The organism is Sphaerisporangium sp. NBC_01403, from assembly GCF_045040145.1.
GTDB classification, from domain to species: Bacteria; Actinomycetota; Actinomycetes; order Streptosporangiales; family Streptosporangiaceae; genus Sphaerisporangium; species Sphaerisporangium viridialbum.
The window spans coordinates 9,314,200-9,341,002 of sequence record NZ_CP109534.1; the positions used below are offsets into that span (position 1 = coordinate 9,314,200).

The 26,803-nt window shown below is 70.2% G+C and carries 26 protein-coding genes; 16 read left to right on the forward strand and 10 right to left on the reverse strand.

Features of this window, described 5'->3' with window-relative positions; genetic code table 11:
* The first annotated feature begins 151 nt into the window (after window positions 1–151).
* On the forward strand, window positions 152–844 hold the full coding sequence (locus OG589_RS42085; protein ID WP_405144413.1) for an RraA family protein: 693 nt from the start codon (window positions 152–154) through the stop codon (window positions 842–844).
* 68 nt (window positions 845–912) lie between these two features.
* Here the strand turns inward: OG589_RS42085 and OG589_RS42090 are convergent, their stop codons facing one another.
* The 3 genes from OG589_RS42090 to OG589_RS42100 all read right to left on the reverse strand — a co-directional run bounded on the left by OG589_RS42090 (window position 913) and on the right by OG589_RS42100 (window position 4,839).
* Entirely contained in the window at window positions 913–1,812 is a 900-nt protein-coding gene (locus OG589_RS42090) for a MerR family transcriptional regulator (RefSeq protein ID WP_405144415.1), read from the reverse strand.
* A gap of 150 nt (window positions 1,813–1,962) precedes the next feature.
* Window positions 1,963–4,290 carry a HelD family protein gene (locus OG589_RS42095; RefSeq protein WP_405144417.1) on the reverse strand — a complete coding sequence of 776 codons (2,328 nt, stop codon included), beginning with the start codon at window positions 4,288–4,290 and terminating at the stop codon, window positions 1,963–1,965.
* A gap of 177 nt (window positions 4,291–4,467) precedes the next feature.
* Window positions 4,468–4,839, reverse strand: coding sequence for an STAS domain-containing protein (locus tag OG589_RS42100; RefSeq protein WP_405144418.1), 372 nt, complete (start codon window positions 4,837–4,839; stop codon window positions 4,468–4,470).
* 139 nt (window positions 4,840–4,978) lie between these two features.
* Here OG589_RS42100 and OG589_RS42105 point away from each other — a divergent pair, with 139 nt between their 5' ends.
* The 9 genes from OG589_RS42105 to OG589_RS42145 all read left to right on the forward strand — a co-directional run bounded on the left by OG589_RS42105 (window position 4,979) and on the right by OG589_RS42145 (window position 12,877).
* Window positions 4,979–6,781: a glycosyltransferase gene (locus tag OG589_RS42105; RefSeq protein WP_405144419.1), complete on the forward strand. Its 1,803-nt coding sequence runs from the start codon at window positions 4,979–4,981 to the stop codon at window positions 6,779–6,781.
* A gap of 140 nt (window positions 6,782–6,921) precedes the next feature.
* Window positions 6,922–7,956, forward strand: coding sequence for an energy-coupling factor ABC transporter permease (locus OG589_RS42110; protein WP_405144420.1), 1,035 nt, complete (start codon window positions 6,922–6,924; stop codon window positions 7,954–7,956).
* Window positions 7,956–8,720, forward strand: a complete 765-nt coding sequence (gene cbiQ / locus OG589_RS42115; RefSeq protein WP_405144422.1) for a cobalt ECF transporter T component CbiQ — start codon at window positions 7,956–7,958, stop codon at window positions 8,718–8,720. Before OG589_RS42110 ends, cbiQ begins: the two co-directional genes overlap by 1 nt.
* Before the next feature lie 2 nt (window positions 8,721–8,722).
* On the forward strand, window positions 8,723–9,469 hold the full coding sequence (locus tag OG589_RS42120; RefSeq protein ID WP_405152229.1) for an energy-coupling factor ABC transporter ATP-binding protein: 747 nt from the start codon (window positions 8,723–8,725) through the stop codon (window positions 9,467–9,469).
* Between the two features lie 118 nt (window positions 9,470–9,587).
* Window positions 9,588–9,929 carry an STAS domain-containing protein gene (locus OG589_RS42125; protein ID WP_405144424.1) on the forward strand — a complete coding sequence of 114 codons (342 nt, stop codon included), beginning with the start codon at window positions 9,588–9,590 and terminating at the stop codon, window positions 9,927–9,929.
* 48 nt (window positions 9,930–9,977) lie between these two features.
* Window positions 9,978–10,751, forward strand: a complete 774-nt coding sequence (locus OG589_RS42130; protein ID WP_405144426.1) for an SDR family NAD(P)-dependent oxidoreductase — start codon at window positions 9,978–9,980, stop codon at window positions 10,749–10,751.
* Between the two features lie 21 nt (window positions 10,752–10,772).
* Window positions 10,773–11,537, forward strand: coding sequence for a crotonase/enoyl-CoA hydratase family protein (locus OG589_RS42135; protein WP_405144427.1), 765 nt, complete (start codon window positions 10,773–10,775; stop codon window positions 11,535–11,537).
* 178 nt (window positions 11,538–11,715) lie between these two features.
* Window positions 11,716–12,360: a rhomboid family intramembrane serine protease gene (locus OG589_RS42140; RefSeq protein WP_405144429.1), complete on the forward strand. Its 645-nt coding sequence runs from the start codon at window positions 11,716–11,718 to the stop codon at window positions 12,358–12,360.
* A 106-nt stretch (window positions 12,361–12,466) separates the two neighbouring features.
* A complete protein-coding gene (locus OG589_RS42145; protein WP_405144431.1) occupies window positions 12,467–12,877 on the forward strand; it encodes a BlaI/MecI/CopY family transcriptional regulator in 411 nt (136 codons plus the stop codon).
* A 49-nt stretch (window positions 12,878–12,926) separates the two neighbouring features.
* Here OG589_RS42145 and serC read toward each other — a convergent pair whose 3' ends face one another.
* Window positions 12,927–14,039: a phosphoserine transaminase gene (serC, locus tag OG589_RS42150; protein ID WP_405144433.1), complete on the reverse strand. Its 1,113-nt coding sequence runs from the start codon at window positions 14,037–14,039 to the stop codon at window positions 12,927–12,929.
* Window positions 14,040–14,218: 179 nt separating this feature from the next.
* A complete protein-coding gene (locus OG589_RS42155) occupies window positions 14,219–15,325 on the reverse strand; it encodes a citrate synthase 2 (protein ID WP_405144435.1) in 1,107 nt (368 codons plus the stop codon).
* A 170-nt stretch (window positions 15,326–15,495) separates the two neighbouring features.
* Between OG589_RS42155 and pdxH the strand changes: the two genes are divergently transcribed.
* The 4 genes from pdxH (at window position 15,496) to OG589_RS42175 (ending at window position 20,823) form a co-directional block, all read left to right on the forward strand.
* Entirely contained in the window at window positions 15,496–16,149 is a 654-nt protein-coding gene (pdxH, locus tag OG589_RS42160) for a pyridoxamine 5'-phosphate oxidase (protein WP_405144437.1), read from the forward strand.
* A 69-nt stretch (window positions 16,150–16,218) separates the two neighbouring features.
* Complete coding sequence (locus tag OG589_RS42165; protein ID WP_405144439.1) at window positions 16,219–17,475, forward strand: MFS transporter; 1,257 nt, start codon at window positions 16,219–16,221, stop codon at window positions 17,473–17,475.
* Between the two features lie 249 nt (window positions 17,476–17,724).
* Window positions 17,725–18,429, forward strand: coding sequence for a metal-dependent transcriptional regulator (locus tag OG589_RS42170; RefSeq protein ID WP_405144441.1), 705 nt, complete (start codon window positions 17,725–17,727; stop codon window positions 18,427–18,429).
* A gap of 165 nt (window positions 18,430–18,594) precedes the next feature.
* Window positions 18,595–20,823 (forward strand): SpoIIE family protein phosphatase, encoded by a 2,229-nt coding sequence (locus OG589_RS42175; RefSeq protein WP_405144443.1) that lies wholly within the window; start codon window positions 18,595–18,597, stop codon window positions 20,821–20,823.
* Window positions 20,824–20,826: 3 nt separating this feature from the next.
* Here OG589_RS42175 and OG589_RS42180 read toward each other — a convergent pair whose 3' ends face one another.
* Window positions 20,827–21,387 carry a TetR family transcriptional regulator gene (locus tag OG589_RS42180; RefSeq protein ID WP_405144445.1) on the reverse strand — a complete coding sequence of 187 codons (561 nt, stop codon included), beginning with the start codon at window positions 21,385–21,387 and terminating at the stop codon, window positions 20,827–20,829.
* Window positions 21,388–21,504: 117 nt separating this feature from the next.
* Between OG589_RS42180 and OG589_RS42185 the strand changes: the two genes are divergently transcribed.
* Window positions 21,505–22,344, forward strand: a complete 840-nt coding sequence (locus OG589_RS42185) for an oxidoreductase (RefSeq protein ID WP_405144446.1) — start codon at window positions 21,505–21,507, stop codon at window positions 22,342–22,344.
* A gap of 38 nt (window positions 22,345–22,382) precedes the next feature.
* On the opposite strand, the gene OG589_RS42190 is transcribed toward OG589_RS42185, so the two are convergent.
* The 4 genes from OG589_RS42190 to OG589_RS42205 form a co-directional block, all read right to left on the reverse strand.
* Window positions 22,383–23,603, reverse strand: a complete 1,221-nt coding sequence (locus OG589_RS42190; protein ID WP_405144447.1) for an RNA polymerase sigma factor — start codon at window positions 23,601–23,603, stop codon at window positions 22,383–22,385.
* Between the two features lies 1 nt (window position 23,604).
* Entirely contained in the window at window positions 23,605–23,952 is a 348-nt protein-coding gene (locus OG589_RS42195) for a YciI family protein (protein ID WP_405144449.1), read from the reverse strand.
* Window positions 23,949–24,554 carry a dihydrofolate reductase family protein gene (locus OG589_RS42200; protein WP_405144451.1) on the reverse strand — a complete coding sequence of 202 codons (606 nt, stop codon included), beginning with the start codon at window positions 24,552–24,554 and terminating at the stop codon, window positions 23,949–23,951. Before OG589_RS42200 ends, OG589_RS42195 begins: the two co-directional genes overlap by 4 nt.
* A gap of 144 nt (window positions 24,555–24,698) precedes the next feature.
* Complete coding sequence (locus OG589_RS42205; RefSeq protein ID WP_405144453.1) at window positions 24,699–25,490, reverse strand: IclR family transcriptional regulator; 792 nt, start codon at window positions 25,488–25,490, stop codon at window positions 24,699–24,701.
* 272 nt (window positions 25,491–25,762) lie between these two features.
* Here OG589_RS42205 and OG589_RS42210 point away from each other — a divergent pair, with 272 nt between their 5' ends.
* Complete coding sequence (locus OG589_RS42210; protein WP_405144455.1) at window positions 25,763–26,776, forward strand: sugar ABC transporter substrate-binding protein; 1,014 nt, start codon at window positions 25,763–25,765, stop codon at window positions 26,774–26,776.
* Window positions 26,777–26,803 lie beyond the last annotated feature (27 nt).

Genomic DNA, 26,803 nt, shown 5'->3' on the forward strand with positions numbered 1-26,803 from the left:
GTCGGTGGCTGTACGGCCATGGTTGGGGGACATGACCGCCGGTTCGCCACAAGGGTCCACAGTCGCTCACGAGGAGCGTGCAACGGTGCCGGACAATCCTGGCGGCATAGCCCAACATCCCGCCGCTCCAGGCTGACCCAGGGAGAACGCCATGTTGAAGGCTTTCGCCGATCTGTCCACGCCGCTGGTGGCCGATGCCTGCGTCCGCTGCGACGTGCCGCTGCGCGCCGCGCCGCCCGGCATCCGCGCGGTCGTCCCCGGACACCGGATCGCGGGACGCGCGTTGCCGGCGCGGCACTACGGCAGCGTGGACGTGTTCCTGGAGGCGTTCAGCAGGGCCGAAGAGGGTGACGTGCTGGTCATCGACAACGGCGGGCGACTGGACGAGGCATGTGTCGGCGACCTGGCGGTACTGGAGACCGAGGCCGCGGGGTTGGCGGGCCTGGTGGTGTGGGGTCTGCACCGCGACACGCCGGAGCTGGCGGAGATCGGCCTTCCGGTGTTCAGCTATGGCAGCTACCCGCCCGGCCCGGTGCGGCTGGATGAGCGGGAGTCCGAGGCGCTGGCCACTGCGCGGTTCGGGCCGCACCTGGTGAGTGACGATGACATCGTCTTCGGCGACGACGACGGCGTGTTGTTCGTCGCCGCCGAGTGTGCCGAGGAGGTGCTGTCGACGGCGCGCCAGATCTGGCGGACCGAGCGCGAACAGGCCCGCAGGATCCGGGCAGGTGAGACGCTGCGCCTGCAGACGGCCTTCGACGACTACCTGGCGCGGCGCGCCGCCGATCCGTCATACACCTTCCGGCGGCATCTCCGGCGTATCGGCGGGGCCATCGAGGAGTAGACGAGCTCAGTACGCCTGGCCGGTTACGAGAACTCGTATCGCCACCGGGCGACGGATGAGGTCCGCCGTCAGCCGTGGGCGTGCAGGGCGGCGATCACCCAGTCGAAGGCGGGGATGACCGAAGGGGACGACTCGCGTCCGTTGAGCGTGGACAGGAGCTGCCAGTAGCGCTCCACCTGGGCGTCGGCGAGTATCCGAAGCCGATCGCGCAGCTCGGCGCGTTCCTCGGCCGGCAGGCGGGGCTCGACGATGCGGCTGAGGACGCGCCTTCCCTCGGCCGACTCCGGCGCGATGCCGTCGGCAAGTGCCCGCCCGGCCTTCTCCAGCACCTGCCGCCGCAGGTCGAAGCCGTCTTCGAACCGCGGCTCGGATGAACCGCTGAGGACGATGCGCCGCAGCCGCCGCTGGAAGTCGTCGTCCGCGACCAGCTCGCCCAGCTCGATCCAGGCGTCCACCTGGCCCAGCGTCGGATCGTCCGGCAGCTCGCGCATCCACCCGGCGACGACCATGGCGTCGTCGTCGAGGTCGATCCCGGCGAAGAGGCCGTCGACGAAGTCGTCGATGACCTGTTGCCGCTCCCTGGCGGACAGCTGGGCGAGTTTGTGCGTCATCAGTGTCTCCTCGGTCGTGCCGCCGCGCTTGGCGATCGTGTCGAGCACGGTGCGGCGCAGTTTCAGGGTCCGGATCTCCGCGTCCAGCGCCAGGACGTGCGTCCGTGCCACCTCGGCCACCGTGACCCGCCGCGCCAGGATCTCCTGCACGGCCTCCAGGCCGATGCCGAGCTCGCGCAGCGTACGGACGAGGTCGAACCGGGCGACGGCCGCCGCGTCGTACAGGCGGTACCCCCCGGTGGAACGGCCGGTGGGTGGCACCACGCCGCTGTCGGACCAGAAGCGGATCGTGTGCACCGACAGGCCGGTACGGCGAGCGATCCCGCCGATCGTGAATAGCTCCGTGCTGTCACTCACGAGACGAATCTGCACCTTCGAGCGACCCGAGAGTCAAGGCGCCTGGCGTCCAGCCTGGCGTCCAGCCTGGCGTCCGCTCGGCTTCTCGCCACGAACGTTGGCAATCCCGCACTTACCAAATTGCTTGATGGACATCGGCGGAACGTGCCGTCACGGACCCAGTAGCCGGAGGACGGGTGGCAGGTCGCCCTCGTGGACGACCGTGAGCCTGCGGGTCGCCCGGGTGATCGCCACGTACAGGTCCTGGCCGCCCTTGGGGGACTGGGACATGATCTCGTCGGGGGCCACGACCACTACGGAGTCGAACTCCAGCCCCTTTGACTGCGTGACCGTCAGGACCACGGCGGGGGAGTCCAGGGCGTTCGCCGTCAGCGCGGACGCGGCCTCGGGCAGCAGGCCGGCGATCTCCCGGTGCCTCCCGTCGGGGGTGATGACCGCCAACCGGCCCTCCCCGATCTCGGCGAGCTCGGACGCGATCAGCTCGGGCAGCGCCGTGGGGAGGTCGGCAGGGTCGACGCGCACGGCACGGGGAGGAGCCTCACCGTCGCGTACGGAGATCGGGAGCTCCTGGTCCGGGGCGACCGCCTTGAGCACGTCGGCGGCAACCTCCATGATCTCGGCCGGGGTCCGGTAGTTGACCAGGAGCCGTGCCTCGCGCCAGCGGCCCTTCACGTAAGGGTCGAGCATCTCGGCCCACGACCGGGCGCCCGCCGCCGAACCGGTCTGGGCGACGTCCCCAACCACGGTCAGCGAGCGCGTGGGGATGCGGCGCATGACCATGCGCCAGGCCATCGCCGACAGCTCCTGCGCCTCGTCCACGATGACGTGGCCGTACACCCAGCTACGGTCGCGCGCGGCCCGTTCGGCGGTCGTCTGGACGGGCTCGTCCGAGTAGTGCCGCTCGGCGAGGGCACGGGCGTCGAACATCTCCTTCTCCCCGACACCGGTGATCTCAAGGACGCCGCGCGCGTAGACCTCCTCGGCGCGGCGGACCCGGCGGGCGGCCCGCTCGGCCGCCTTGGCGGCGGAGTTGTCCTCGCCGAGCAGCTCGGCGGCCTCGTCGAGCAGGGGCACGTCCTCCGTCGTCCACGGCGCGTCCACCGCGCGCAGCAGCGCCTCCCGCTCCTCCGGGCGCAGCACCATACGCGACTCGTCGCCGGCGCCCTCCTCGGGGGAAGCGGCCGATCGAAGGGCCTCGGGGTCGGCGAGCAGCTCCGACACCAGCCGTTCCGGCGTGAGCAGCGGCCACAGGTCGTCCAGGGCCTTGCGCACGGAGGGCATCCGCCACAGCCCCGCCCGCGCGTACCGCAGGTCGTCCTCGTCGAGTTCGCGGTCGAGCCGCCGCGCCTCGTCGAGCGCGAGCGCGGTCAGCGCCGTGTCGACGAACAGCTTGCGCGCCACGTTGTGCGGGTTGCGCACCGCCCGCGCCCGGTCGCGGGCCCGTACGCAGGTGGCGTGGTCCATGCGCAGCGCCATCTGCTCGACCACGACCTCGACGCCGTTCCTGCGCGAGGTCCTGATGTCGATCATGACCTCCAGGTCGCCGTCGGGCACCCGCTGGCGGTCGCGCACGGCGCCCTTGATCACCTCGACCATCCGCGGGTCGCCCTTCACCGTCGCCGTCTCGGGCGGGTCGTCCGCGGTGGCGCGTACGCCGGGGAACAGCTCGCCGACGGTGGTCAGCACCACGTCGGTCTCGCCGAGGGAGGGCAGCACGTGGCCGATGTAGCGCAGGAACATGGTGTTCGGGCCGACGACCAGCACGCCCCGCCGCTGGAGCGTGTCGCGGTGCGCGTACAGCAGGTACGCGGCCCGGTGCAGCGCGGCGACGGTCTTGCCGGTGCCCGGTCCTCCCTGGACGACGAGCGCCCCCGGCAGGCCTGAACGGATCACCTGGTCCTGCTCGGTCTGGATGGTGGCCACCACGTCGCCCATCCGGCCCGTACGGCCGCGCCGCAGCGATGACATGAGCGCGGCCTCGCCGACCAGCGTGCGGCGGTCGGGCTCGCTCATCCGCCCGAGGTCGAACACCTCGTCGTCGAGGTCCACGACCGTACGGCCGCGGGTGTGCAGGTGGCGGCGGCGCACCAGCGACTCGGGGTCGCTGGGCGTGGCGGTGTAGAACGCGCGGGCGGCGCGTGCGCGCCAGTCGATGAGGACCAGCTCGTTGTCGGCGTCGCGCAGGCCGACGCGGCCTATGTAGTAGGTGTCCCCGTCGGTGTCGTCGATGCGGCCGAAGCACAGCCCGCGTTCCACCCCGGACAGCTGCGCGACGCGCCGCGCGTGCTCGTGGGACGACACGTCACGCTCGAACCGGGCCTGGTGAGTGCCGCCCGGCGTGCCGCGCCCGTGCTCCTCGCTGAGCGAGGTCTCGGCGCGCTCTCGTACGGTGTCGAGGCGGTCGTACAGCATCGAGACATAGGCTTGCTCGGCCTGCAGGGCTTCCGCGCGGGCGGTTTCGGATGCACGATGCTCCATCGGTGTGGTATACTCCTAACGGGCAGTGCTGCACGGGCCTCTGATGACCGTGCCGAACAGTTGAGCTTATCAGCTTTCGCCCGGGCTCCAACCGATCGGCATGGGCTCGTGCCGGTTCGCGGGTAGTCGCGACACTTAAGCCTGGAACATGCCGCCCTGCGGGCGCTTCGTGACCGGTCAGGCCGCCAGTACGATGCTGACGGCTTCCTTCGTGGTCGGGAAGGTCTCGAAGTGGTGGTCGAGATTGGTGATCGTGAGCAGCCTGGAGATCATGCCGGGAGCCACCGCCAGCGCCAGCCTTCCGCGCATCTCGCGCACCCTGTTGTAGGTGTGGACCAGCAGCCCCAGGCCGAGAGAGTCACAGAACGTGGTGCGGGTGAGATCGAGCACCAGGTACGGCGGGCGGCTCGCCTCGACCGCGCCGTCCAGCTCCGCGCGTAACAGGGGAACCGCGTTCATGTCCAGCTCGCCGGTGATCTCGACGATCGTGCATGCTTCCTCTCGCCTCAGACGAATGCCCAGTCCTCTCTCACCTGCCGGGTAAGCCATGCGATCACCTCCGTTGCGGACTCGTTACCCTGGCAAAAAGGTAATAAGCCCACATAGCCAAATAAGCAGGTAGGGCGGGTGGCGCCAACGCGTTGATTGGGCCTCGTGGCGCGGGTCGACGGTTACATAATGAATCGCAATGAAGACGGAAAGTAGTCGGCGCGTCGACGTGAGCATCGTGGTGCCCGTCCACAACTGCCGCCCCTATCTCGACCGGTGCCTCACCTCGCTGCTGGAGCAGCGCGTCAGCAAGGAGATCGTCATCGTCGATGACGGCTCCACCGACGGCAGCCGAGATCTTCTCGCCGACTATGCGACGAAATATCCGGAAATACGGGTGTCTTACCAGCAGGCCTCGGGCGGCGCCGGCAAACCGAGGAACCGCGCGATCGCCCAGGCCAGCGGGCGTTATGTCTTCTTCTGCGATGCCGACGACCACCTCGGCCCCGAGGCGCTGCAACGCATGCTCGCGATGGCCGACCGCAACGGCTCCGACATCGTCCTCGGCAAGATGGTCGGCCACGGCCGCAAGGTTCCCACCTCCATGTTCCGGGAGAACCGCGAACGCGCCCCGCTCGGCGAGACCACCGTCTACAACTCGCTCACCTGCTTCAAGCTGTTCCGCCGCGAGCTGCTCATCCGCCACCGCATCATGTTCGACGAGTCGCTCAGGGTCGGCGAGGACATCGTCTTCTCCGTCCACGCGTACTGCCACGCCGAGACGATCTCCGTGGTCGCCGACCACGACTGCTACCACCTGGTGTCCCGTCCCGACGGCAGCAGCATCATGCAGGAGCCGGGCAGCCGCGACCCCCTCGCCTGGCTGCGCATGATCCGCGCGCCCATCGAGCTCATGACCAGGCACATCCCCGCCGGGCCGCTCCGTGACCACCTCCTGCGCAGGCATTTCCGCTTCGACATCCTCGGCCAGCTCGGCGCCCCGTTCCTGTCGCAGGACGCCGCGTCCCAGCGCGCGATCGTCCGCGAGGCGTCCGACCTGTGCGCGATCTGGCTGACCGACGGGGTGCTGGAGCGCTTACGTCCCATCGACCGGCTCAGGGCCGCCTCGCTCGGCGACGTCGACCGGCTGGTGCGGCTCGCGCGGGTCGAGACCGCCGCGGTCCGCCACAGCCTCACCGGGCTCGGGTGGGTGGGCGACCGGCTGGAGGTGTCCGGCCGCGCCGTCCTCACCGACTCGTGGAACGGCGTCACCGTCGGCCTGCTCCTGCGGGAGCGCTCCACCGGCACCGAGCGCCGCATCCCGGTGACCTCCGTGGCGGACGTCTTCGCGGGAAGCGTCGAGGTGTCGCGGCTGCCGCCCGGCGTCTGGGACATGTACGTCGTGATCGCGTGCGAGGGTGTGCGCCGGGTGGCGAGGTTCGGCGCCGAGCGCGAGCCCGAGGTGCGCTGTCCCGGCCCGCGCCTCGCGGCGGCCGTCACGGCTCCGTACTTCACCCGCCCGCAGGGCAACCTCAGCGTGGACGTCGGCGGCCACGTCGTCACGGTTCCCGGGTCCGCGCGGCTGACGCGCGCCTCGTGGGCCGGCAAGGGAGTGCTGACGATCGAGGGCACGGTCGCCGTCGCGGGCGGGTGCCCGGCCGCGCGGTGCGTGCGCCAGGTGGTCTGGCGCGAGCGGTCCTCGGGCAACGAGCGCCGGGCGCCCGCGTCGGCCGTGGACGACGCGCTGTTCACCGCCACGGCCACGCTGGACGTCCCTGGCACCTGGGAGGCCAACCTGGAGCTCAACCTCGGCGGGCCGCCCGTGCGCTACCCCGTCCAGGTGGGCGAGGCCGAGCTGGGGCCGGGGGTGGCGTGGTGGCGCGGGCGGCGGCGCTGGACGGCGATGGCCAGGGCATCCAAGGTCAGGCGCAAGCTCGTCGTCACGGTCCTCGCCCGAGGTCCGAAAGCGGTGGTGCGCCGGTCCATCCGCATCGGGCGGTGACGATCTGTCGGTGGCCCGCCGTATACATGGAGAGCGCCACCAGGCCTGACTGTTCATGCTTCGTTCGCTAATGCCACCTATTTGCAACTACAACCCCATGGCCTAGAGTTGTCGCAGCTCGATCGCTCCGGAGGCTAGTGGTGCACGTACCAGACGGTTTCTTCGACGCGCCGGTGTCCATCGCCGCGGGCGCGTTCGCGGCGGCGGGGCTCGGCGTCTGCCTGCGCGGCGCGCGACGCGAGCTCGACGACCGTACGGCCCCGATGGCGGGCCTCGTGGCGGCCTTCGTCTTCGCCGTCCAGATGCTCAACTTCCCGGTCGCGGCCGGCACGAGCGGTCACCTGCTGGGCGGCACGCTGGCAGCGGTCCTGGTCGGGCCGTACACCGCGGTTCTGTGCGTGGCCGTGGTGCTGCTCGTCCAGGGGTTCTTCTTCGCCGACGGCGGCCTGACCGCCCTGGGCGTCAACATCACCCTTATGGCGATCGTGACGGCCGTCGTCGGCTGGGCGGTGTTCCGCCTGGTCGTGCGGGCCGCGCCGCGTGGCCGCACCGCGGTCTCGGTCGCCGCCTTCGTCGGGGCCGCGATCTCCGTGCCGGTCGCGGCGCTGGCCTTCACCGTGCTGTTCTGGATCGGCGGCACCGCCCCGATCGACGTGTCGTCGGTCGCGATGGCCATGGGCGGCGTGCACGTCCTGATCGGGCTGGGCGAGGGCGTGATCACGGCGCTGACCGTGAGCAGCGTGCTGGCCGTGCGGCCCGACCTCGTGTACGGCGCGCGGGGCCTCACGGCTCCGCTGGTGCTGCGCACGGCGGGCGGCGGGAGCACCGAGGTCACCACGGCCCCGGCCCCCGCGCCGGCCCGCAGCATCCGGCCGCTGCTCGCCGGGGGCGCGCTGGTCGCCGTGCTCCTCGCGGGCGTGGTCTCCTTCTACGCGTCGAGCAGCCCCGACGGGCTGGAGAAGGTCGCGGGCGACAAGGGCCTCAACGTGAACGAGGAGCACCACCCGCTCGGCGACTCGCCCTTCGCCGACTACGGCGTCAAGGGCGTCGGCAGCGAGCGGCTGGCGGTCGGGGTCGCGGGCGTCGCGGGCGTCGGCATCACCGTGCTGGCCGGTGGCGCGATCTTCTACACCGTGCGCCGCCGGGGCCGTGACACCGAACGGGCGAGCGCGTAGTGGGTTCAGGCCACCACCACCAGCTCTACCGGCCGGGGGACACCGTCGTCCACCGGCTGCCGCCCGAATGCAAGCTACCGGCCGTGGCGGGGTTCGCCGTGGTCGTCGTCGCCACGCCGCGCGACGCCTTCTGGGCCTTCGGGGTGTACGTCCTGCTGCTGGCGGCCGTCGCCGTGGTCGCCCGCGTCCCCGCGGGGTTCGTGCTGCGGCGCATGGTCATCGAGGTGCCGTTCGTCGTCTTCGCCGTCGCGCTGCCGATCATCGGGCTGGGCGCGCGCGTCGAGGTGCTCGGACTGTCGCTCAGCGCCGAGGGGCTGTGGGCCGCGTGGAACATCCTCGCCAAGGCCACCCTCGGCGTCGTGGCGAGCATCCTGCTGGCCGCGACCACCGAGCCGCGCATGATGCTCCTGGGCGCGCAGCGGCTCAGGCTGCCCCAGCTGCTGGTGCAGATCGCGACGTTCATGCTCCGCTACATGGACGTGATCCTCGACGAGATGCGCAGGATGCGGGTCGCCCGCGAGTCGCGCGGCTTCGCGGCGCGTGACGTGCGGCACCTGCCGGTCCTGGCGAAGTCCGCAGGGGCGCTGTTCATCCGCTCGTACGAGCGTGGCGAGCGGGTGCACCTGGCTATGCTGAGCAGGGGATACACCGGGTCGATGCCGGTGGTCCACGAGGGGGGCGCATCGGTGGCGAGCTGGGCCACCGCCGCGCTCCTGCCGGCGGCGGCGCTGGCGACCGCCGTCCTTTCCTGGAGCCTTTCGTGACCCTGCCCCCGCCCTCCCTGCGCGTCAGCGAGCTGGCCTACGCCTATCCTGACGGCACCCAGGCGCTGTTCGGCGTCGACCTCACCATCGGGAGCGGCGAGCGGGTCGCGCTGCTCGGGCCGAACGGCGCGGGCAAGACCACGCTGGTCATGCACCTCAACGGCATCCTGACCGCCGGGCACGGGTCGGTCGAGGTCGCGGGCCTGCCCGTGCGCAAGGACACTCTGGGGGAGATCCGCCGCCGGGTCGGCCTGGTGTTCCAGGATCCCGACGACCAGCTTTTCATGCCCACGGTGCGCGAGGACGTCGCGTTCGGCCCCGCGAACCTCGGCCTGCGCGGTCCCGAGCTGGAGCGCCGGGTGCGCGACGCGCTCGACCAGGTCGGACTGCCCGAGGTGATCGACCGGCCGCCGCACCACCTGTCGTTCGGGCAGCGCCGCAGGGTCGCCGTGGCGACGGTGCTCGCCATGCGTCCCGAGATCCTCGTGCTGGACGAGCCGTCCTCCAACCTCGACCCCGCCTCGCGGCGTGAGCTGGCCGAAGTCCTGCGCTCGCTGCACGTCACCGTGCTGATGGTCACGCACGACCTGCCGTACGCCATGGAGCTCTGTGAGCGCTCACTCATCCTCTCCGGAGGCGTGATCGCGGCCGACGGCCCGACCGGCGACATCCTCGGCGATCCGGCCCTGCTCGCGGCCCACCGCCTGGAGCTCCCGTACGGCTTCGCGGTCGCAGAACGGCCGCACTGATCCGCCCCGGCCGCCCCCGCGCGGGCCGTACCGGCGTCCGGTGAGCGGCCGATCTTATGGCCACGTGACTTCTGTCACGGTGATTGCGAAGTAAAGTGGGCCCGCGAGGAGGTTCCACATGAAGCTGCGGCTTGCGCGGCGCGCGTTCGGCGACGCCGTCGTCGTGGCTGTCGAGGGTGAGCTTGATCTGTTCACGGCGCCGTTCCTTCGCGACGAGGTGCGCGAGGCGATCAAGCAGGACAGCAACCGGCTCGTTCTCGACCTCGGCGCGCTGTCGTTCATGGATTCCAGCGGCCTGTCCGTGCTCATCGAGGCGTGGCGCCTCGCGACGGGCGAGGGCGGCGGGGTCTCCCTGGCGGCTCCGCAGGCTCCGGTGGCGCGCATCCTCCGCACGACCGGGCTCGACCGGCGCATCAAGGTCTACCCCGACGTCGACGCGGCCATTTCGGGCGAGATTTGAGCCACCCCTAGTAGAACTTCATTCGGTTGCCACGTTAGGGTCCGGGATATGGACCTGAACGGAGCAGCAGCAATCATCTCAGGCGGTGCCAGCGGCCTCGGCGAGGCGACCGCACGCGAACTGGCGGGCATCGGCGCCACCGTCGTCATCGCCGACCTCAACGTCGAGCGCGGCAAGGCCCTCGCCGACGAGCTCGGCGGCGTCTTCGCGCAGACCGACGTCTCCGACGAGGCCTCGGTCCAGGCGGCCGTGGACGCCGCCGTCGCGACGGGCAAGCCGCTCCGCGCCGTCGTCAACAGCGCGGGCATCGGCTGGGCCTCCCGTACGGTGGGCAGGGACGGCTCGCCGCACGACCTGGCCAGCTACCGCAAGGTGATCGACGTCAACCTCATCGGCACCTTCAACCTCATGCGCATCGGCGCGGCGGCCATGGCGAAGACCGAGCCCGCCGACGCCGACGGAGCCCGTGGCGTCGTCATCAACACCGCCTCGGTCGCGGGCATCGAGGGGCAGACCGGCCAGGTGGCCTACAGCGCCTCCAAGGGCGGCATCATCGGCATGACCCTGCCCGCCGCGCGTGACCTCGCGGCGATCGGCGTCCGCGTCCTGACGATCGCGCCGGGCATCATCGACACTCCCATCTACGGGTCGGGCCCCGAGTCCGAGGCGTTCAAGGCCAAGCTCTCGGCGCCCGTGCCGTTCCCCAAGCGGATGGGCCGGGCGTCCGAGTTCGGCCACCTGGTGCGCGCCCTCATCGAGAACGACTACATGAACGGCGAGGTCATCCGCTTCGACGGCGGCATCCGTTTCCAGCCCAAGTGAGACCGCCAACCGGAGGTAAGGGTGTCTGACGAGGTACTCGTCGAGGTCGAGGGCGGCATCGCCGTCATCACGATCAACCGGCCGCAGGCCAGGAACGCCATCAACGGCAACGTCGCACGCGCCGTCGTCGCGGCCCTGGACGAGCTGGAGGAGCGCAAGGACGTCTCCGCGTACGTCCTGACAGGGGCCGGTGGCACGTTCTCCGCCGGCATGGACCTCAAGGGGTTCCTGACCGGCGACTTCCCGCTCGTCGAGGGGCGGGGCTTCGGCGGTCTCACCGAGAGGCCGCCGAGGAAGCCCATCGTCGCGGCCGTGGAGGGCTACGCGCTCGCCGGCGGCTTCGAGCTGGTGCTGGCCTGTGACATCGTCGTCGCCTCGGAGGAGGCGAAGTTCGGCCTGCCGGAGCCCAGGCGCGGCCTGGTCGCCGCGGCCGGCGGCGTGATGCGGCTGCCGCGCCGCATCCCGTACCACATCGCCATGGAGATCGCGCTGACCGGCGATCACTACCCGGCGTCGCGGCTGTACGAGCTGGGCCTGGTGAACCGCGTCACCCCTGCGGGGGAGGCGCTGGCCACGGCCAAGGAGATCGCGGCCAAGATCGCCGCCAACGCTCCGCTGGCGCTCCTGGCGACCAAGCGCGTCCTGGTCGAGTCGGCGGACTGGTCGCGGGACGAGATGTTCGCGAAGCAGGGGGAGATCATCAACCCGGTGTTCGGCTCCAAGGACGCCATGGAGGGCGCGGCGGCCTTCGCCGAGAAGCGCGCCCCCAATTGGGCGGGGGAGTGATCTCCGCCCCTTAATGATCGGCACCGCGCTTCACTGATCATTTAGAGGCGCATGTTGCCCCGATGGTGGGCAACATGCGCCTTATTCGTGTCTCACGCGAAATCACGGGTTAAACACCGTTTGCGTACGGTAAAGGGAGGACAAAGCGCATCCGAGGGCACGTCACAAGAGGAGAGCGATGAGCGACTACGCGACCGGGGTTGCACCTGCCGGCCGATCCTCGGGCGAGGTGGTCAAGCAGCGCATGGTCGGCCTGGTCACGGGAGCCCTCGGTGCCGCCATCGTCGTCTCGCTCCTGGTGGCCGTGGAATGGGGCGTCGAGGTCGCGGACTACGTCCTGCCCCAGGATCTCGACCAGTACGGCATCGTCGCCCGCACCCGGAACGGGCTGGTCGGCATCCTTATCGCCCCGTTCCTGCACGCGGGCTTCGCGCACCTGATGGCGAACACCATGCCGCTGGCCATCCTGGGCTTCCTCGCCGCGCTGCGCGGCCTCGGGCGGTTCTTCGTGGCCAGCCTGATCATCATCATCGTCAGCGGGCTCGGGGTGTGGTGGTACAGCCAGCCGGGGGGGCTCACGGTGGGCGCCAGCGGGCTGGTCTTCGGCTACTTCGGGTACGTCGTGACGCGCGGGCTGTTCGACCGGCATCTGCTGGACATCGCGCTCGGCATCGGAGTCGCCGTCCTGTACTACTCGCTGATCTGGGGAGTGCTCCCGGGACAGCCCGGCATCTCCTGGCAGGGCCACCTGTTCGGGCTGGTGGGCGGGGTGCTCGCCGCATACGTGCTGCGCCGCAGGAGGCGGCCCGTCGCGGTGGCCTGAGACGGCAGGTCACGCCGGCGGATCACCGCAGCGTGCTCCGATGTGGAGTCAGGCAGTCAGCAACCGTTACTAGTCGTGTCGGCGGTCGCTGGGGGACAATGTCGGCGTGAAAAACCTGGGATCTCTGGAGCGCGCCATCATGGAGGTGCTCTGGGATTCCACCCATCCGTTGCTCGTCCGCGAGCTCCAGGCGGTGCTCAACGCCGAGGCCGAGAAGCCGCTGGCGTACACCACGGTGCAGACCGTCGCCGAGCGCCTGGTCAAGAAGGGGCTGCTGAGCCGCACCCCCGAGCGTAAGGCCTTCCGCTACTCCGCCAGCCGCTCGCGCGACGAGCACGTCACGGCGGTGATGCTGGAGGCTCTGGCAGAAAGCCCCGACCGGGCCCCCGTGCTCTCGTGCTTCGCGCGGAGCGTCGACCTCGACGACGCGCTGCGGCTGCTGGAGGAGCTGGCCCGCCGCACGGGCGGGCACAGGCATGTCGGGGGCCCCGGCTGGGTGCCGCCGCCCTCGCCCTAGACCCTGGTCACGGATGCCCGGCCCAGGGTCTCGGGCACTGGTCCGGCTTTCAGAGACGCTCGACCACGTGGTCGACGCAGGCCGTCAGCGCCTCGACGTCGGCCGGGTCGATGGCCGGGAACATCGCGATGCGCAGCTGGTTGCGGCCGAGCTTGCGGTAGGGCTCGGTGTCGACGATGCCGTTGGCCCGCAGGACCTTCGCCACCTCGGCCGCGTCGACCTCGTCCGCGAAGTCGATGGTGCCGACGACGTTCGACCGCTGAGCGGGGTCGGCGACGAAGGGCGTGGTGTAGGAGGTCTTCTCGGCCCAGTTGTACAGCCGGGACGCCGAGTCGGCGGTGCGCGCGGTGGTCCAGGCCAGGCCGCCGTTGCCGTTCATCCAGTCGAGCTGGTCGGCCAGCAGGAACAGCGTGGCCACGGCCGGGGTGTTGTAGGTCTGGTCCTTGGAGGAGTTGTCGATCGCCGTCGGCAGGCTGAAGAACTCGGGGACGAACCGGTCGGTTGCCGCGATCTCGTCGACCCGGGCCAGCGCGCGGGGCGAGAACAGCCCGATCCACAGGCCGCCGTCGGAGGCGAAGCTCTTCTGGGGCGCGAAGTAGTAGACGTCGAACTCGCTCGCCTCGACGGGCAGGCCGCCCGCGCCGGAGGTGGCGTCGACCAGCACCAGCGAGTCGTCACCGCCCACGCGCCTGATCGGCATCGCGACGCCGGTGGAGGTCTCGTTGTGGGTCAGCGCGTAGACGTCGACGCCGGCCTCGGGCATCGCGCTCGGGTGGCTGCCCACCGCGGACTTGATCACGGTCGGCTCGCCCAGCCACGGCGCCTTGGCCGCGACGGCCGCGAACTTCGACGAGAACTCGCCGAAGTGCAGGTGCTGGGACTTCTCCTTGATGAGCCCGAAGGCGGCGATGTCCCAGAACGCGGTCGTGCCGCCGTTGCCCAGCACGACCTCGTACCCCTCGGGGAGGGAGAACAGGTCGGCGAGGCCCTCGCGGACCCGGCGCACCAGGTTCTTCACCGGCTTCTGGCGGTGGGAGGTGCCCATCACGCTCGCGCCGGCGGCTGCCAGGGCGGCGAGCTGCTCGGGGCGTACCTTCGAAGGCCCGCAGCCGAAACGGCCGTCCGCGGGCTTGAGTTCAGCGGGAATCTCGATGTCAGCCACGTAACCAAGGGTAGTGAGCCGTCTCGGTGGTTACGCCCCGGGTCCGGATCGTGAGATACACGCGCTCGTGTCCGCCTACGTCACGGGCCGTGCCCGGACGCGCGAAAGGCCCGCAACTGGGGGCTGCGGGCCCTCTGTAGGGGGTGGGTACCGGGACGAAGGGGAGGCCCGGGGGGCAGTCAGTGCTTGCCGACGACCTCGCCGGCGCCGGGGACGTCGTTGACCGAGCGCTGCGGGGGGCCGACGTACTTGGCGCTGGGGCGGACCAGCCTGCCCGTGCGCTTCTGCTCCAGGATGTGCGCCGCCCAGCCGGCGGTGCGGGCGCAGGTGAACATCGAGGTGAACATGTGCGGCGGCACCTCGGCGAAGTCCAGCATGATCGCCGCCCAGAACTCCACGTTCGTGGCGAGGACGCGGTCGGGCTTGCGGGCGTGCAGCTCGGCCAGCGCGGCGGTCTCCAGCGCGCACGCCACCTCATAGCGCGGCGCGTTCAGCTCCTGCGCGGTGCGGCGCAGCACGCGGGCGCGGGGGTCCTCGGCGCGGTAGACGCGGTGGCCGAAGCCCATCAGCCGCTCACCGCTGTCGAGGGCCTTCTTGACGTAGGTCTCGGCGCTGCCGATGCGCTCGACCTCTTCGATCATGTGCAGCACGCGGGCCGGGGCCCCGCCGTGCAGGGGGCCGGACATGGCGCCCACCGCGCCCGAAAGGGCGGCGGCGACGTCGGCGCCGGTGGAGGCGATGACGCGCGCGGTGAACGTGGAGGCGTTCATGCCGTGCTCGGCGGCGGAGGTCCAGTAGGCGTCGATGGCCTTGACGTGCTTGGGGTCGGGCTCGCCGCGCCAGCGGACCATGAAGCGCTCGACGATCGTGGCGGCCTCGTCGACGCGCGACTGGGGCACCATGGGCAGGCCGAGCCCGCGGGCGGACTGGGCGACGAACGACAGCGCGGTGACCGAGGCGCGTGCGAGATCGTCGCGGGCCTGGTCTTCGTCGATGTCGAGAAGCTGGCGGAAGCCGTACGCCGGGGCCAGCATGGCCAGGGCGCTCTGGACGTCGACGCGGATGTCACCGGAGTGGACAGGAATGGGGTACGGCTCGGCCGGGGGCAGGCCCGGCTTGAACTTGTTGTCGACCAGCAGGCCCCAGACGTGTCCGTACGAGACCCGCCCGACCAGCTCTTCGATGTCGACGCCCCGGTAGCGAAGGGCGCCCCCTTCTTTGTCCGGTTCCGCGATCTCGGTCTCGAACGCAACTACGCCTTCCAGCCCGGGTTTGAAGTCGGACATTCTCGGCCGCCTCCCTTTCTTGAAGTCAAAGCCTTGATGTCGAGATACCGGCGGGTCATATTCAACCCCCTAGGCGGGAGTGCTCCGCCTCCGGACCCGCCGAAACGGGATCGTCCCTGGTAGGGGGTACCGCTTCGGTGGTGGTGCCGAACGCGGAAGAATACCGGTCTGTGGATGCCGCATCGAGCCCGCCGTCCTTCGCCGGGCTCCGCCGTACATACGAGGGACTGCCTTTGAGAGAGGCCGACCTCGCCGCCGACCCCGTCACCCAGTTCACCTCGTGGTTCGCCGAAGCCGTGGAGGCAGGGCTTCCCGAGCCGAACGCCATGATCGTCGCCACCGCCTCCGCCGGGGGCCGGCCGACCGCCAGAACCGTCCTGCTCAAGGGGTACGACCAGGAGGGGTTCGTCTTCTACACCAACTACGAGTCGCGCAAGGGCCGCGACCTCGCGGAGAACCCGCGCGCGTCCCTGGTCTTCCCCTGGCACCCGCTCCGGCGCCAGGTCCGCGTGGAGGGCCATGTGGTGCGGCTGCCGCGCGAGGACTCCGCCGCGTACTTCAACTCCCGCCCGTACGGCTCGCGCATCGGGGCCTGGGCCTCGCGGCAGTCGGCGGTCGTGCCGTCCAGGGAAGCGCTGGACGCGCGCTACAGCGAGCTGGCCGAACGCTGGCCGCAGGAGCCGCCGATGCCCGACTTCTGGGGCGGCTTCCGGGTCGTTCCCTCGGAGGTCGAGTTCTGGCAGGGGCAGGTCGACCGCATGCACGACCGGCTGCGCTACCGCCGTTCCGGCCAGAAGTGGGTGGTCGAACGCCTGGCCCCCTGAGCTGTCGCTCAGCTTGCCTGGGTACAGTGCCCGGGTACATGCCAGTTGCGCGGGGTCGGCGAGGTGGGGATGGCGGGGGTCCAGTCGGGGCTGAGGCGCGTCGCCGTCGACACCAGGCCCCTGCGCGTCCCGGCGTACCGCAGGCTGCTGATGGGGCAGGGCGTCTCGTTCATCGGCTTCCAGCTCACCTCGGTGGCGGTGAGCGCCCAGGTGTACGACATCACCGGGTCCTCGTTGTGGGTCGGCATTCTCGGCCCGGTGAACCTCATTCCGCTGGTGGTCTTCGGCCTGTGGGGCGGCGCCGTCGCCGACGCGGTCGACCGCCGCAGGCTGCTGCTCACCGGCTCGCTGGTCGCCTGGGCGGGCACCCTCGCCCTGCTGCTCCACGCCCTGTCGGGGCTGGGCAACGTCTATCTGTTGCTCGCCGTGGTCGCCGTCCAGTCGACGGGGTTCGCGATCACCTCCCCGGTACGGGGCGCGATCATCCCCCGTTTGGTCCCGGCCGAGCGGGTCGCCGCTGCCAACACGCTGAACTTCCTGGTGAGCAGCGTCGGGACGGTGCTCGGGCCGCTGCTGGCCGGCATCGTGCTCGCGAAGTCCGGGTTCGCGATGGCGTACCTCATCGACGTGATCCTCTTCAGCGCCGGGTTCTACGCCGCCTTCCGGCTGCCGCGCCTCGACCCCATCGGTGAGATCTCCCGGCCCGGGCTGCGCTCTGTGGTCGACGGGCTCCGCTACATCGCGGGGCAGCCGATCGTGATGATGTCCTTCGTGGTCGACATCATCGCCATGGCGTTCGCGATGCCCAGGGCGCTCTATCCCGAGCTCGCCGCCGAGCGCTTCGGAGGGTCCGCCATCGCCTTCGGCTGGCTCTCGGCCAGCCTGGCCATCGGCGGGGTCGCGGCGGGGCTGCTGTCCGGATGGGTCGGCCGGGTGCGCCGGCAGGGGGTGGCGCTGACCGTGGTGATCGCGCTCTGGGGCCTCACGGTGGCCGCGGCGGCGTTCGCGCAGCCGCTGTGGCTGATCGTCACACTGCTGGCGGTCGGGGGCGCGATCGACCTGGTCTCGGCCGTCTGGCGGCAGACGATCCTGCAGACTTACGCGCCCGACGAGATGCGCGGGCGCATGCAGGGGGTGTTCATGGTCGTCGTGGCGGGCGGCCCCCGGCTCGGGGACCTTCGGGCCGGCACGACGGCGAGCGCCTTCGGGCTCGTCCCGGCCTGGGCGGGCGGGGGGCTGCTGTGCGCCGCGATCGTGCTGGTCGCCGGCCTCGCCGTGCCCGCCTTCAGGAACTACGACGCGATGGCCGGGCGTCTCGGACGGTGAGATCCGAAAGATCACGTTATGGGCGTTGGCGCGACGCCGCCCGCGAACAGTGAGATCCTTGGGGAGGAGTCACGTCCTTCCCGCTGCTCGCGGTCATTCGCCATCTCGGGCCGTTCTGTCAGTAGGTCTGCGTAAGCTCTGTTCAGACGTCGAATCCGTGCCCCTGGCGAGAGTGTCCTCACCCTGTTCTGGACACGACCGGCAAGGCCGGGAGCCGGACGTAGCATCGATACTTGGAGGGGAGGAGCTTTGACCGCACACGGCCTGATCGACACCACGGAGATGTACCTTCGCACCATCTTCGAGCTGGAAGAGGAGGGGATCACCCCTCTGCGTGCCCGCATCGCCGAGCGTTTGCAGCAGAGCGGCCCGACGGTCAGTCAGACGGTGGCTCGCATGGAGCGCGACGGCCTCGTCCGCGTCGAGGGCGACCGCCACCTGACCATGACCGACCTCGGGCGCACTCTCGCCACCCGCGTCATGCGCAAACACCGCCTGGCCGAGTGCCTCCTCACCCAGGTCATCGGCCTCCCGTGGGAAGAGGTGCACGTCGAGGCCTGCCGCTGGGAGCACGTCATGTCCGAGTCGGTGGAGGCCCGCCTGGTCAACCTCCTCGGCAACCCGGTGGTCTGCCCCCACGGCAACCCCATCCCCGGACTCGACGAGCTGGGGGTCAAAGAGCCCGATGAGTCCGTCCATGAGGTGATCTCCGCCATGGCCGATCTGGCAGGGCCCGGAGATATCCCCGTGGTCGTCCGCCGAATTAGCGAACAAGTGCAAAGTGATCCCGCTGTGATGCTTAAACTCAAGCAAGTTGGGATACAACCCGGACGCGAGGTGACGCTCGCGGCGAGCGACGACGGTGTACGGGTGACGGGTGACGATGAAGCGCACAACATTCCCGCGGACTTCCCGCGTGATGTCGCCGCGCACGTCTTCGTCTCCCGACGCTGACCCAGGGCGTGCTTGGTTGGTTCCCAGTAGGGAGTTATCCCTTCCCTTGTTCGACAACTTGGCCGTCCCGGAGCCCCCGGGGGAACGCCGCCTTGCCGTCGAGGCTGCTGCAGGAGCGCATGTGGTCCGCTATGCGATTGACACCCTTCGAGGGGTGGCCGCCAGATGAAGCGATGGGGGGACCTTTCGCAGGACGCGGCCGATCATCTGACGCCCGAGTCGGTTCTCGACAACGCTGAGATGGCCGTGGTCGTCACCGACCGCTTCAGCAACGTGCTCTATTGGAACCCGTTCGCCGAGCGGCTCTTCGGCCGTCCCGACCGGCCGGCGGGTGTCGAGCAGACCGTTCTCTCCTTAGGCATCATGGAGAAGGACCACCCCCTCGCCGTCGAGCTGGCCAAGCACGTGCTCAAGGGCGGGGTCTGGGAGGGCACCTTCGACGTCGCCCGCGCCGACGGCACGATCATCTACGTCCGGGCGCAGGCGGTCCCCCTCCGTCACCCCTCCGGCTCCGTCACCGGCATCGTGATCACCGCCCGCGAGGCGATGCGCAGCAACGAGCGCGAGAAGGACCGCTTCGGCCTGCTTGAGCGCATCGGCGAGCGGCTCGCCAGCTCGCTGTACGTCGAGGAGACCCTCAACCGCGTCGCCGAGATGCTGGTGCCCCAGTTCGCCGACCACTGCTTCATCGAGCTCACCGAGGGAGACCGGCTCGTCCGTAAGGTCTCCACCCACGTCCAGGGGTGGACTCCTCCGGCCGGCACCTGGCGCCCCATCGGCTCCGAGATCCGTTACCCGGCCGGCCACTACGCCGAGATCGCCCTGCGCCGCCAGGAGACGATCATCGTCGAGGACTTCGCGCAGACCAGCTATCCCTCGCCGAGCGAGGAGAGCGCCAAGCTCTGCGGCGAGATCGGCATGACCTCCGCCATCGTGGCGCCGCTCTGCGCGCGTGGCGAGACCCTCGGCCTGATGTACCTCGGCCTGTCCAACCTCACCGACCGGCGCTCGCCACACTACGACGCCTTCGACCGCGACTTCGTCGGCGCCATCGCCACCCGGGTCGCCATAGCGGTGGACAACGCCTTGCTGTTCGAGGAGGAGCGGCACACCGCCGAGTCCTTCCAGAAGTACCTGCTCCCGCGCGAGCTGCCGCAGCTCGACGGCCTTGAGATCGCCGTCCGCTACTACCCGGCCGCGCCGCTCGCCTCCCACGGCCAGGGCATCCAGACCCAGGTCGGCGGCGACTGGTACGACGTGATCCCCCTCTCCGCCGGCCGGGTCGGCATCGTCATCGGCGACGTCGAGGGCCGGGGGGCCAAGGCGGCGGCGGTCATGGGCCAGCTCAGGGCCGCGCTGCGCGCCTTCGCCCAGGACGACAAGTCCCCGGCCGACATCCTGGCCAGGCTCAACGAGTGGACCCGCATCATCGCCGCGCCCGAGCGCGACGACTACGGCACCGACGTCAGCACCCCGCCCATCGTCACCTGCCAATATCTCGTGTACGACGCGTGGTCGCGCCAGCTCTCGTTCGCCAACGCGGGGCACTCGCCGCCCCTGCTGATCGTCGACGGCGTGGTGTCCGAGCTCGACATTCTCGAGGTGGGCCAGCCGCTCGGCGTCAACGCCAAGGGCGTGCACGCCGACCTGGTCTACAAGGAGGAGAGCCGGGTGCTCCCGCCCGGCGCCGCGCTCCTGCTCTACACCGACGGCCTGGTCGATCGGCGGCCCGCGCGCGAGTCCGGCGAGGCGCCACTGACCGACGAGCAGGTCCTGAGCGTCCTGTGCGAGGAGGTCGCCAAGGCCTCGGCCGACTCCGTCGAGCGCATCGCCGACGCCGCCACGGTGGCCGTTCCCGGTGAGATCGACGACGACATGGCGATCCTGGTGATCCGGTCGGCGGGCAAGGAGCTGAAGTTCGAGGAGCGCACGTTCCCCGCGCAGCCGATCATGGTCGGTGAGGCCCGGCGCATGGCGTCGGAGGCGTTCACCACCTGGGGGGTCCCAGAGGAGCGCTCCGAGCTGGCCTGCCTGCTCGTCTCCGAGGTCGTCACCAACGTCGTGCTCCACGCGGCCAGCGCCAGCGTCCCGCGCAGGGAGCTCGTGCTCGACGGCCCGCCCCTGCCGTTCGACGAGTCCTGGGATGTTCCCGGCTTCGACAACGAGATCGTCAACGAGAAGGAGTTCACGCTGCGGCTCCGCCGTGGCGAGGAGTCCATCTGGGTCGAGGTCTTCGACCAGGATCTCCGGCTGCCCCGCATCCGCAGCGCCGGCGAGAACGACGAGGGCGGCCGAGGCCTCTACCTCGTCGACCAACTCGCCCGCCGCTGGGGCTCCCGCCCCACCAAGGAAGGCAAAGCAGTCTGGTTCGAGATCCCGACGAGGGGCCGCTGAGCTCTACGGGGTCAGCAGGCGGCTCACGGCGTCGGTGACGATGTGCCTGCGGCGGTCGCGATCGGCCGGGGCGTTCGCGCCGAGCTCCGGGGTCATCAGCGCCCACGACATGGCGATCGCCCGCACCAGCGACAGGAGCTCGACCGGGGCATAGCGGCCGGGCAGTACGCCGTCGCGCTGGGCGCGCTCCAGCTTTTCGAGCTTCGCGGCATTCGACGAGACCAGGGCCCGCAGCGGCTCGCCGTCGGGCCGTTCGAGTTGGTACCAGGTGGTGAGCCGCAGTGTCGCGGGGTTGTCCTCGAAGGAGTCGAACAGCCGTCCCGCGTAGCCGGGCAGGTCGGTCGCGTCGAACGGCACGCGTTCGAGGAAGGCGGCGACGTGGGCGCTGAAGACCGCGTCGAACAGCTGGTCCTTGTTGCCGAAGTAGGCGTAGATCATCGCCTTGTTGCACTCGGCGGCCTCGGCGATGCGGTCGACCCGGGCTCCCGCGATGCCCAGCGCCGCGAACTCCACGGCCGCGGCCTCCAGTAGCCGCTTTCTGGTCCGGTCCGCGTCTCGTGCCATCTCGCCACCCTACCAACCAACCAGTTAGTTGACAGCGGCCATCCCCGGGTGTCTCATGGAGTCAGGAAGTATCCAACTAGTCAGTTAGTTACTGGCAGGCGAGCGAGGAAACCACTCATGACGAAGACCTGGCTGGTCACCGGCAGCTCCCGTGGGTTCGGGCGGGAGCTCGCCAAGGCCGCACTCGACGGCGGGGACCGTGTGGTCGCGACCGCCCGCAGGCCCGAGCAGCTCGACGACCTGGTGCGACAGTACGGCGACCGCGTCCGCGCGATCGCGCTCGACGTCACCGACGCGGCGGCCGCCCGCGCGGCCGTCCAGACGGCGATCGACGCGTTCGGATCACTGGACGTCGTCGTGAACAACGCCGGTTACGCCAACTCCTCGTCCATCGAGGACACCCCGGATGACGACTTCCGCGCCCAGATCGAGACGAACCTGTTCGGCGTGGTCAACGTCACCAAGGCGGCGCTGCCGGTGCTGCACGAGCAGCGTTCGGGCCACTTCATCCAGTTCTCGTCCATCGGCGGGCGCGTCGGCGGCACGCCGGGGATGGGGGCCTACCAGACCGCGAAATGGGCCGTCGAGGGCTTCTCCGAGGTGCTCGCCAACGAGGTGAGGCCGCTGGGCATCAAGGTCACGATCATCGAGCCCGGCGCCTTCCGCACCGACTGGGGCGCCTCCTCCATGCGAACCCCGCCCGTGAGCGACGGGTACGACGAGACGGTCGGCGCGATGAACCGCTTCCGCGAGTCCACCACCAGCACCTGGCCGGGTGACCCGGCCCGCGCGGCCGCGATCATCACCGGCATCGTCGATCTCGACGAGCCGCCGCTCCGCCTCCTGCTGGGCGCGAACGCGGTCACCTCCGCCCAGGAGGCCTCCAAGGCTCGCGCCGAGGAAGCCGAGAAGTGGGCCGACGTGAGCAGGTCCGCCGACTTCCCGCCCGGCGAGTGATCGGATCAGCGTGGGCCCCGCGCCGGGCCGTACTCGGATCAGTGTGGGTCGGCCACGGCGGCCCGCTGTCGGCGCAGGAATTCCCGTTCCGCCTCGTTGCCGGTCCGGATGATCGCGGCGTCGTACGCGATGGCGGCGTCTGATGCGCGCCCGATCCGGCGCAGGAGGTCGGCGCGTACCGCGTGGAACAGGTAGTACCCGTCCAGGTCCAGCCCGTCGACGAGGTCCAGCGCCGCCGCCGGCCCGTCGACCTCCGCCACCGCGACCGCCCGGTGAAGTGCCACCACCGGACTCGGGTCGAACAGCGCCAGCTGGTCGTACAGCGCGACGACCTGGTCCCACGCGGTCTCGTGGAAGGACGAGGCGGAGCTGTGCACCGCGTTGATCGCCGCCTGGATCTGGTACGGACCGGGCCGGCCGCGTCGCAGGCACCGCCGCACGAGCGCCTGCCCTTCAGCGATCAGCGACGAGTCCCACAGCCCGCGATCCTGGTCGGCCAGCTGTACGAGCGCGCCGGCCCGGGATGTGCGGGCCGCGCGCCGTGACTCGATCAGCAGGATCAGCGCGAGCAGCCCCCAGACCTCCGGCTCGTCGGGCATCAGATCGGCCAGCAGCCGCGCGAGCCGGAGGGCTTCCGCGCACAGTTCCGAGCGCACCAGCGAGGCCCCGGAACTCGCCGCGTACCCCTCGTTGAAGATCAGGTAGACGACCGCGAGGACGGCCTGGAGCCGGGCCGGCAGGTCGGCGTCGTGCGGCACCCGGTACGGGATGTTGGCGTCGCGGATCTTGGCCTTCGCTCGGACGATGCGTTGCGCCATGGTCGGCTCCGGCACGAGGAACGCCCGCGCGGTCTCCGCCGTGGTCAGGCCACCGAGCAGGCGCAACGTCAGCGCGACCTGCGCGGGCCTGCCGAGGGCGGGATGGCAGCAGGTGAAGATCAGTCGTAGCCGCTCGTCGCGCACTGGTCCCTCCTCGATCGGTTCGTCGCGGACGTGCAGCAGCGCCGCCTGGGCATGCCGGTCGTCGCGGGATGCCTCGCGGCGCAGGGTGTCGATGGCCCGGTTGCGGGCCGTGGTGATGATCCAGCCCGCCGGGCTCGGTGGCGGCCCGTCGGCCGGCCATCGCGTCGTCGCGGTGACGAACGCGTCCTGGACGGCGTCCTCGGCGATGTCGATGCTGCCGAAGACCCTGACCAGGACCGCGATCGCCCGCCCGTACTCGGCCCGGAAGACGCGCTCGACCTCCTCGCGGGACGTCACCTCAGTACGCGTCGCGGTCCTGGAACGGGCGCACCTCGATCGGCAGTCCGATCGCCTCGGCCGCCTTGCGGCCCCACTCCAGCGCCGCGTCGAGGTCGGGCGAGGTGATCACCCAGAAGCCGCCGATGTGTTCCTTGCCCTCCAGGTACGGACCGTCGGTGATCAGCCCGCCGCCGGGCCGTACGACCGTGGCCGTGCTCGGCGCGTGCAACCCGCCGGTGAAGACCCACGAGCCGGAGGACCGCAACTCCTCGTTGAGGACGTGCAGCCTCTGGCCGACCGCCGCCAGTTCCTCGGGCGCGGGAAGCTCGCCGTCGGGTTGGTAGATGCTCAACAGGTACTGCGTCATTCCACGCCCTCCTCCGTGCGGTTCGCCGGCCGATACCTGGCGATGATGACACCCGTGGTCGTCGGGATGCTGTCGACGAGCTGCAGACCGGCCTGCGGACCCCCGTCCGCGAACAGCCTGTACCCGGTGCCCAGCACGAGTGGATGGATGAGCAGGTTGTACTCGTCGATCAGGTGGCGCCGGCGCAGCGACTGGATCAGCCGGCCACTGCCGAGCACGCACAGGTCGGGACCGTCGGCCCGCTTGAGCCCGGCCACCGCGTCGGCGGCGTCGCCGGTGAGCAGTGTCGAGTTCTGCCACGGTAGCGGCTCGGTGAGCGTGGTCGACGCGACGTACTTCTGCGTCTTGTCCAGCACCTCGGTGAACGGATTGTTCTCCTGGTGCGGCCAGAACGACGCGAAGTCCTCGTAGGTACGGCGGCCGAACAGCAACGCGCCGCTCCTGGCCATCCCCTCGCCCATCGCGCGCATCATGACCTCGTCGTTGTACGGCACCGCCCAGCCGCCCCGGGTGAAGTCACCTCGGGTGTCCTCGTCCGGGCGGCCCGGAGCCTGCATGACGCCGTCGAGCGAGACGTTGTTGGTGACGATCACATTCCCCATGGTCGTTCCTCCCGCGGTCAGCCGGCCCGTCGCCGGCTGCTCACCACCTAAACGAACCGCCGGGGACGCGATCGACACCTGCCGCCAGGAAACTCCGAATGGACCTCCGGCGGCGGTTCGTCACCCCAAGAGACGACCCGGCGGTCAGCGTCCTCCCAGCTCGGTGGTGATGGTGTCGGCGTAGCGGCGTACGAGGGCGCCGATCTCGGCGGCGGAGTCGGCGCGCATCTCGTGCTTGAGCGCCGTGACGCTGATCGCCCCCACGCAGGTGCCCGTGCGGTCGAGCACGCTCGCGCCGATGCAGACGACTCCCGCCGTGTCCTCCTCGTCGTCGACCGCGTACCCCCGCTCGGCGGTGCGGTGGAGATCGCGCAGCAGGGTGTCGATGTCGACGATGGTGTTGGGGCCGCGCGCCGGGAGGCCGATCGACTCGATGATCGCGCGTACCTCGTCGTCGCCGAGGGTCGCGAGCATCGCCTTGCCGATCGCGGTGGCATGGGGCAGTTCGCGGCGGCCGAGGAACGGCGCGATGCGGATGGTGCCCGGCCCGTCGATGCGCCCGATGGCCACGGCGTATCCCTCGTCGAAGATCGCCAGACGCGAGGTCAGGCCGGCCACGCGGGTCAGCTCCTCAAGGTACGGCATCGCGACCTCGCGGAGCCCGGTCTGGGACGTCACCTGGTCTCCCAGGTAGGCGAAGCTCAGGCCGAGGCGGTAGCGCCGGGTCGGGCCGGTGCCGTGGCTGGCCACGAATCCACGTCGCAGCAGCGTCTGCAGGATCGAGTAGGCGCTGCTCTTGGACATGCCGACGGTGGTCGCGATCTCGGTGACGGCGAGGCCCTCGCGTCCACCGTGCGCGAGGGCCTCCACGACGTCCAGGGCGTGGTCGAGGCTTTTCACGCGGTACTTGTCGGCGTTGTCACTGTTTGGGGTCACCGAACGATTATCGGTATGACCGAACGCAGACGTCAACCCTCGCGCGTAAAGTGACGTATACCCCCTTGACGTCCTAAATTTCCCAATGCCATAGTTTTGCATCACATAACCCCGTTTGGTGATACCGAACAAGATCTAGGGTGGAACGTATGCTCCGCTATCGCTCCTGGTCGCTAGGCGTGGCCGGTCTCGCGGCCGTCCTCGCGACCGCAGGTTGTCAGAGCAGCTCGAAGACATCGACCTCCACGGGGACCGAGGTGCCTGCTCAGGCGATGTCGCACACGTTCTCGTGGGGCGAGTTCAAGCTCGCGCCGCGCATCGCCGAGAAGATCAAGAGCGGCGAGCAGGCGAACGTCATCATCGACATCCAGGGCACGGCGCTGCCGATCCAGGGCGCCCAGATGCGCATCGGCATGCAGCGCGGCTGCGACAAGGAGCAGGCCAGGCTGGCGATCGCGTGCCGGCTGACCGGCCCGGTCACCACCAACACCTCGGCGCAGCTCGCCGAGCTGGAGACGCTGCTCAGCGGCAACCAGGTCGACTGCCTGGGACTTCAGTCACCCCTGCCCGACCAGTACGTGGGCATCATCGACAAGTACGTCAAGGCGGGCGTACCTGTCTTCACCCTGAACAACGACGTTCCCAACTCCAAGCGGTTCGCCTTCTACGCGCTGAACGAGCAGCAGTCCGGGGAGATCAACGGCAAGACCACCGCGGCCATCGTCAAGGCCAAGGGCCTCACCCTGGACACCGTCGCCCTCGGAAGCGGGCAGCCTGCCGGGCCGTGGGCGCAGGCCCGCATGACCGGCTTCGTCGCCGGGTTCAAGTCCGCCTTCCCCGCAGCCAAGTTCTTCAACGACCCCAAGAGCGGCATCCCGACCGGTGACAACTTCACCACCCAGGAAGTGCTCAACAGCGTGGGACCGTTCCTTCTCGCTCACAACGATGTGAACCTCTTCTTCCACACCGACCAGGGCGTCGAGGGGGTCGGCGACATCATCAAGAGCAAGAACCTGACCGGCAAGGTGTGGACGTCGGGCTTCAACGTCAGCGGCCCGATCCTCGACTCGATCGACGCCGGCCGCACGCTGGTCACCATCGACCAGGGTTTCGACAACCAGGCCGAGGCGCCGGTCTCCGCGTGCGTGGACTACCTGACCACCGGCAAGGTCCCCTCGGAACCCCTTCAGTACCTGCAGCCGATCGTGATCACCAAGGACGGCGGCTCCGGGCTCATGACCACCGCCGAGGCACGCAAGCGCCTCGCCGACGCCACGACGCGGTAGACGTGCGCCTCGCAGGAACAGCCGCGA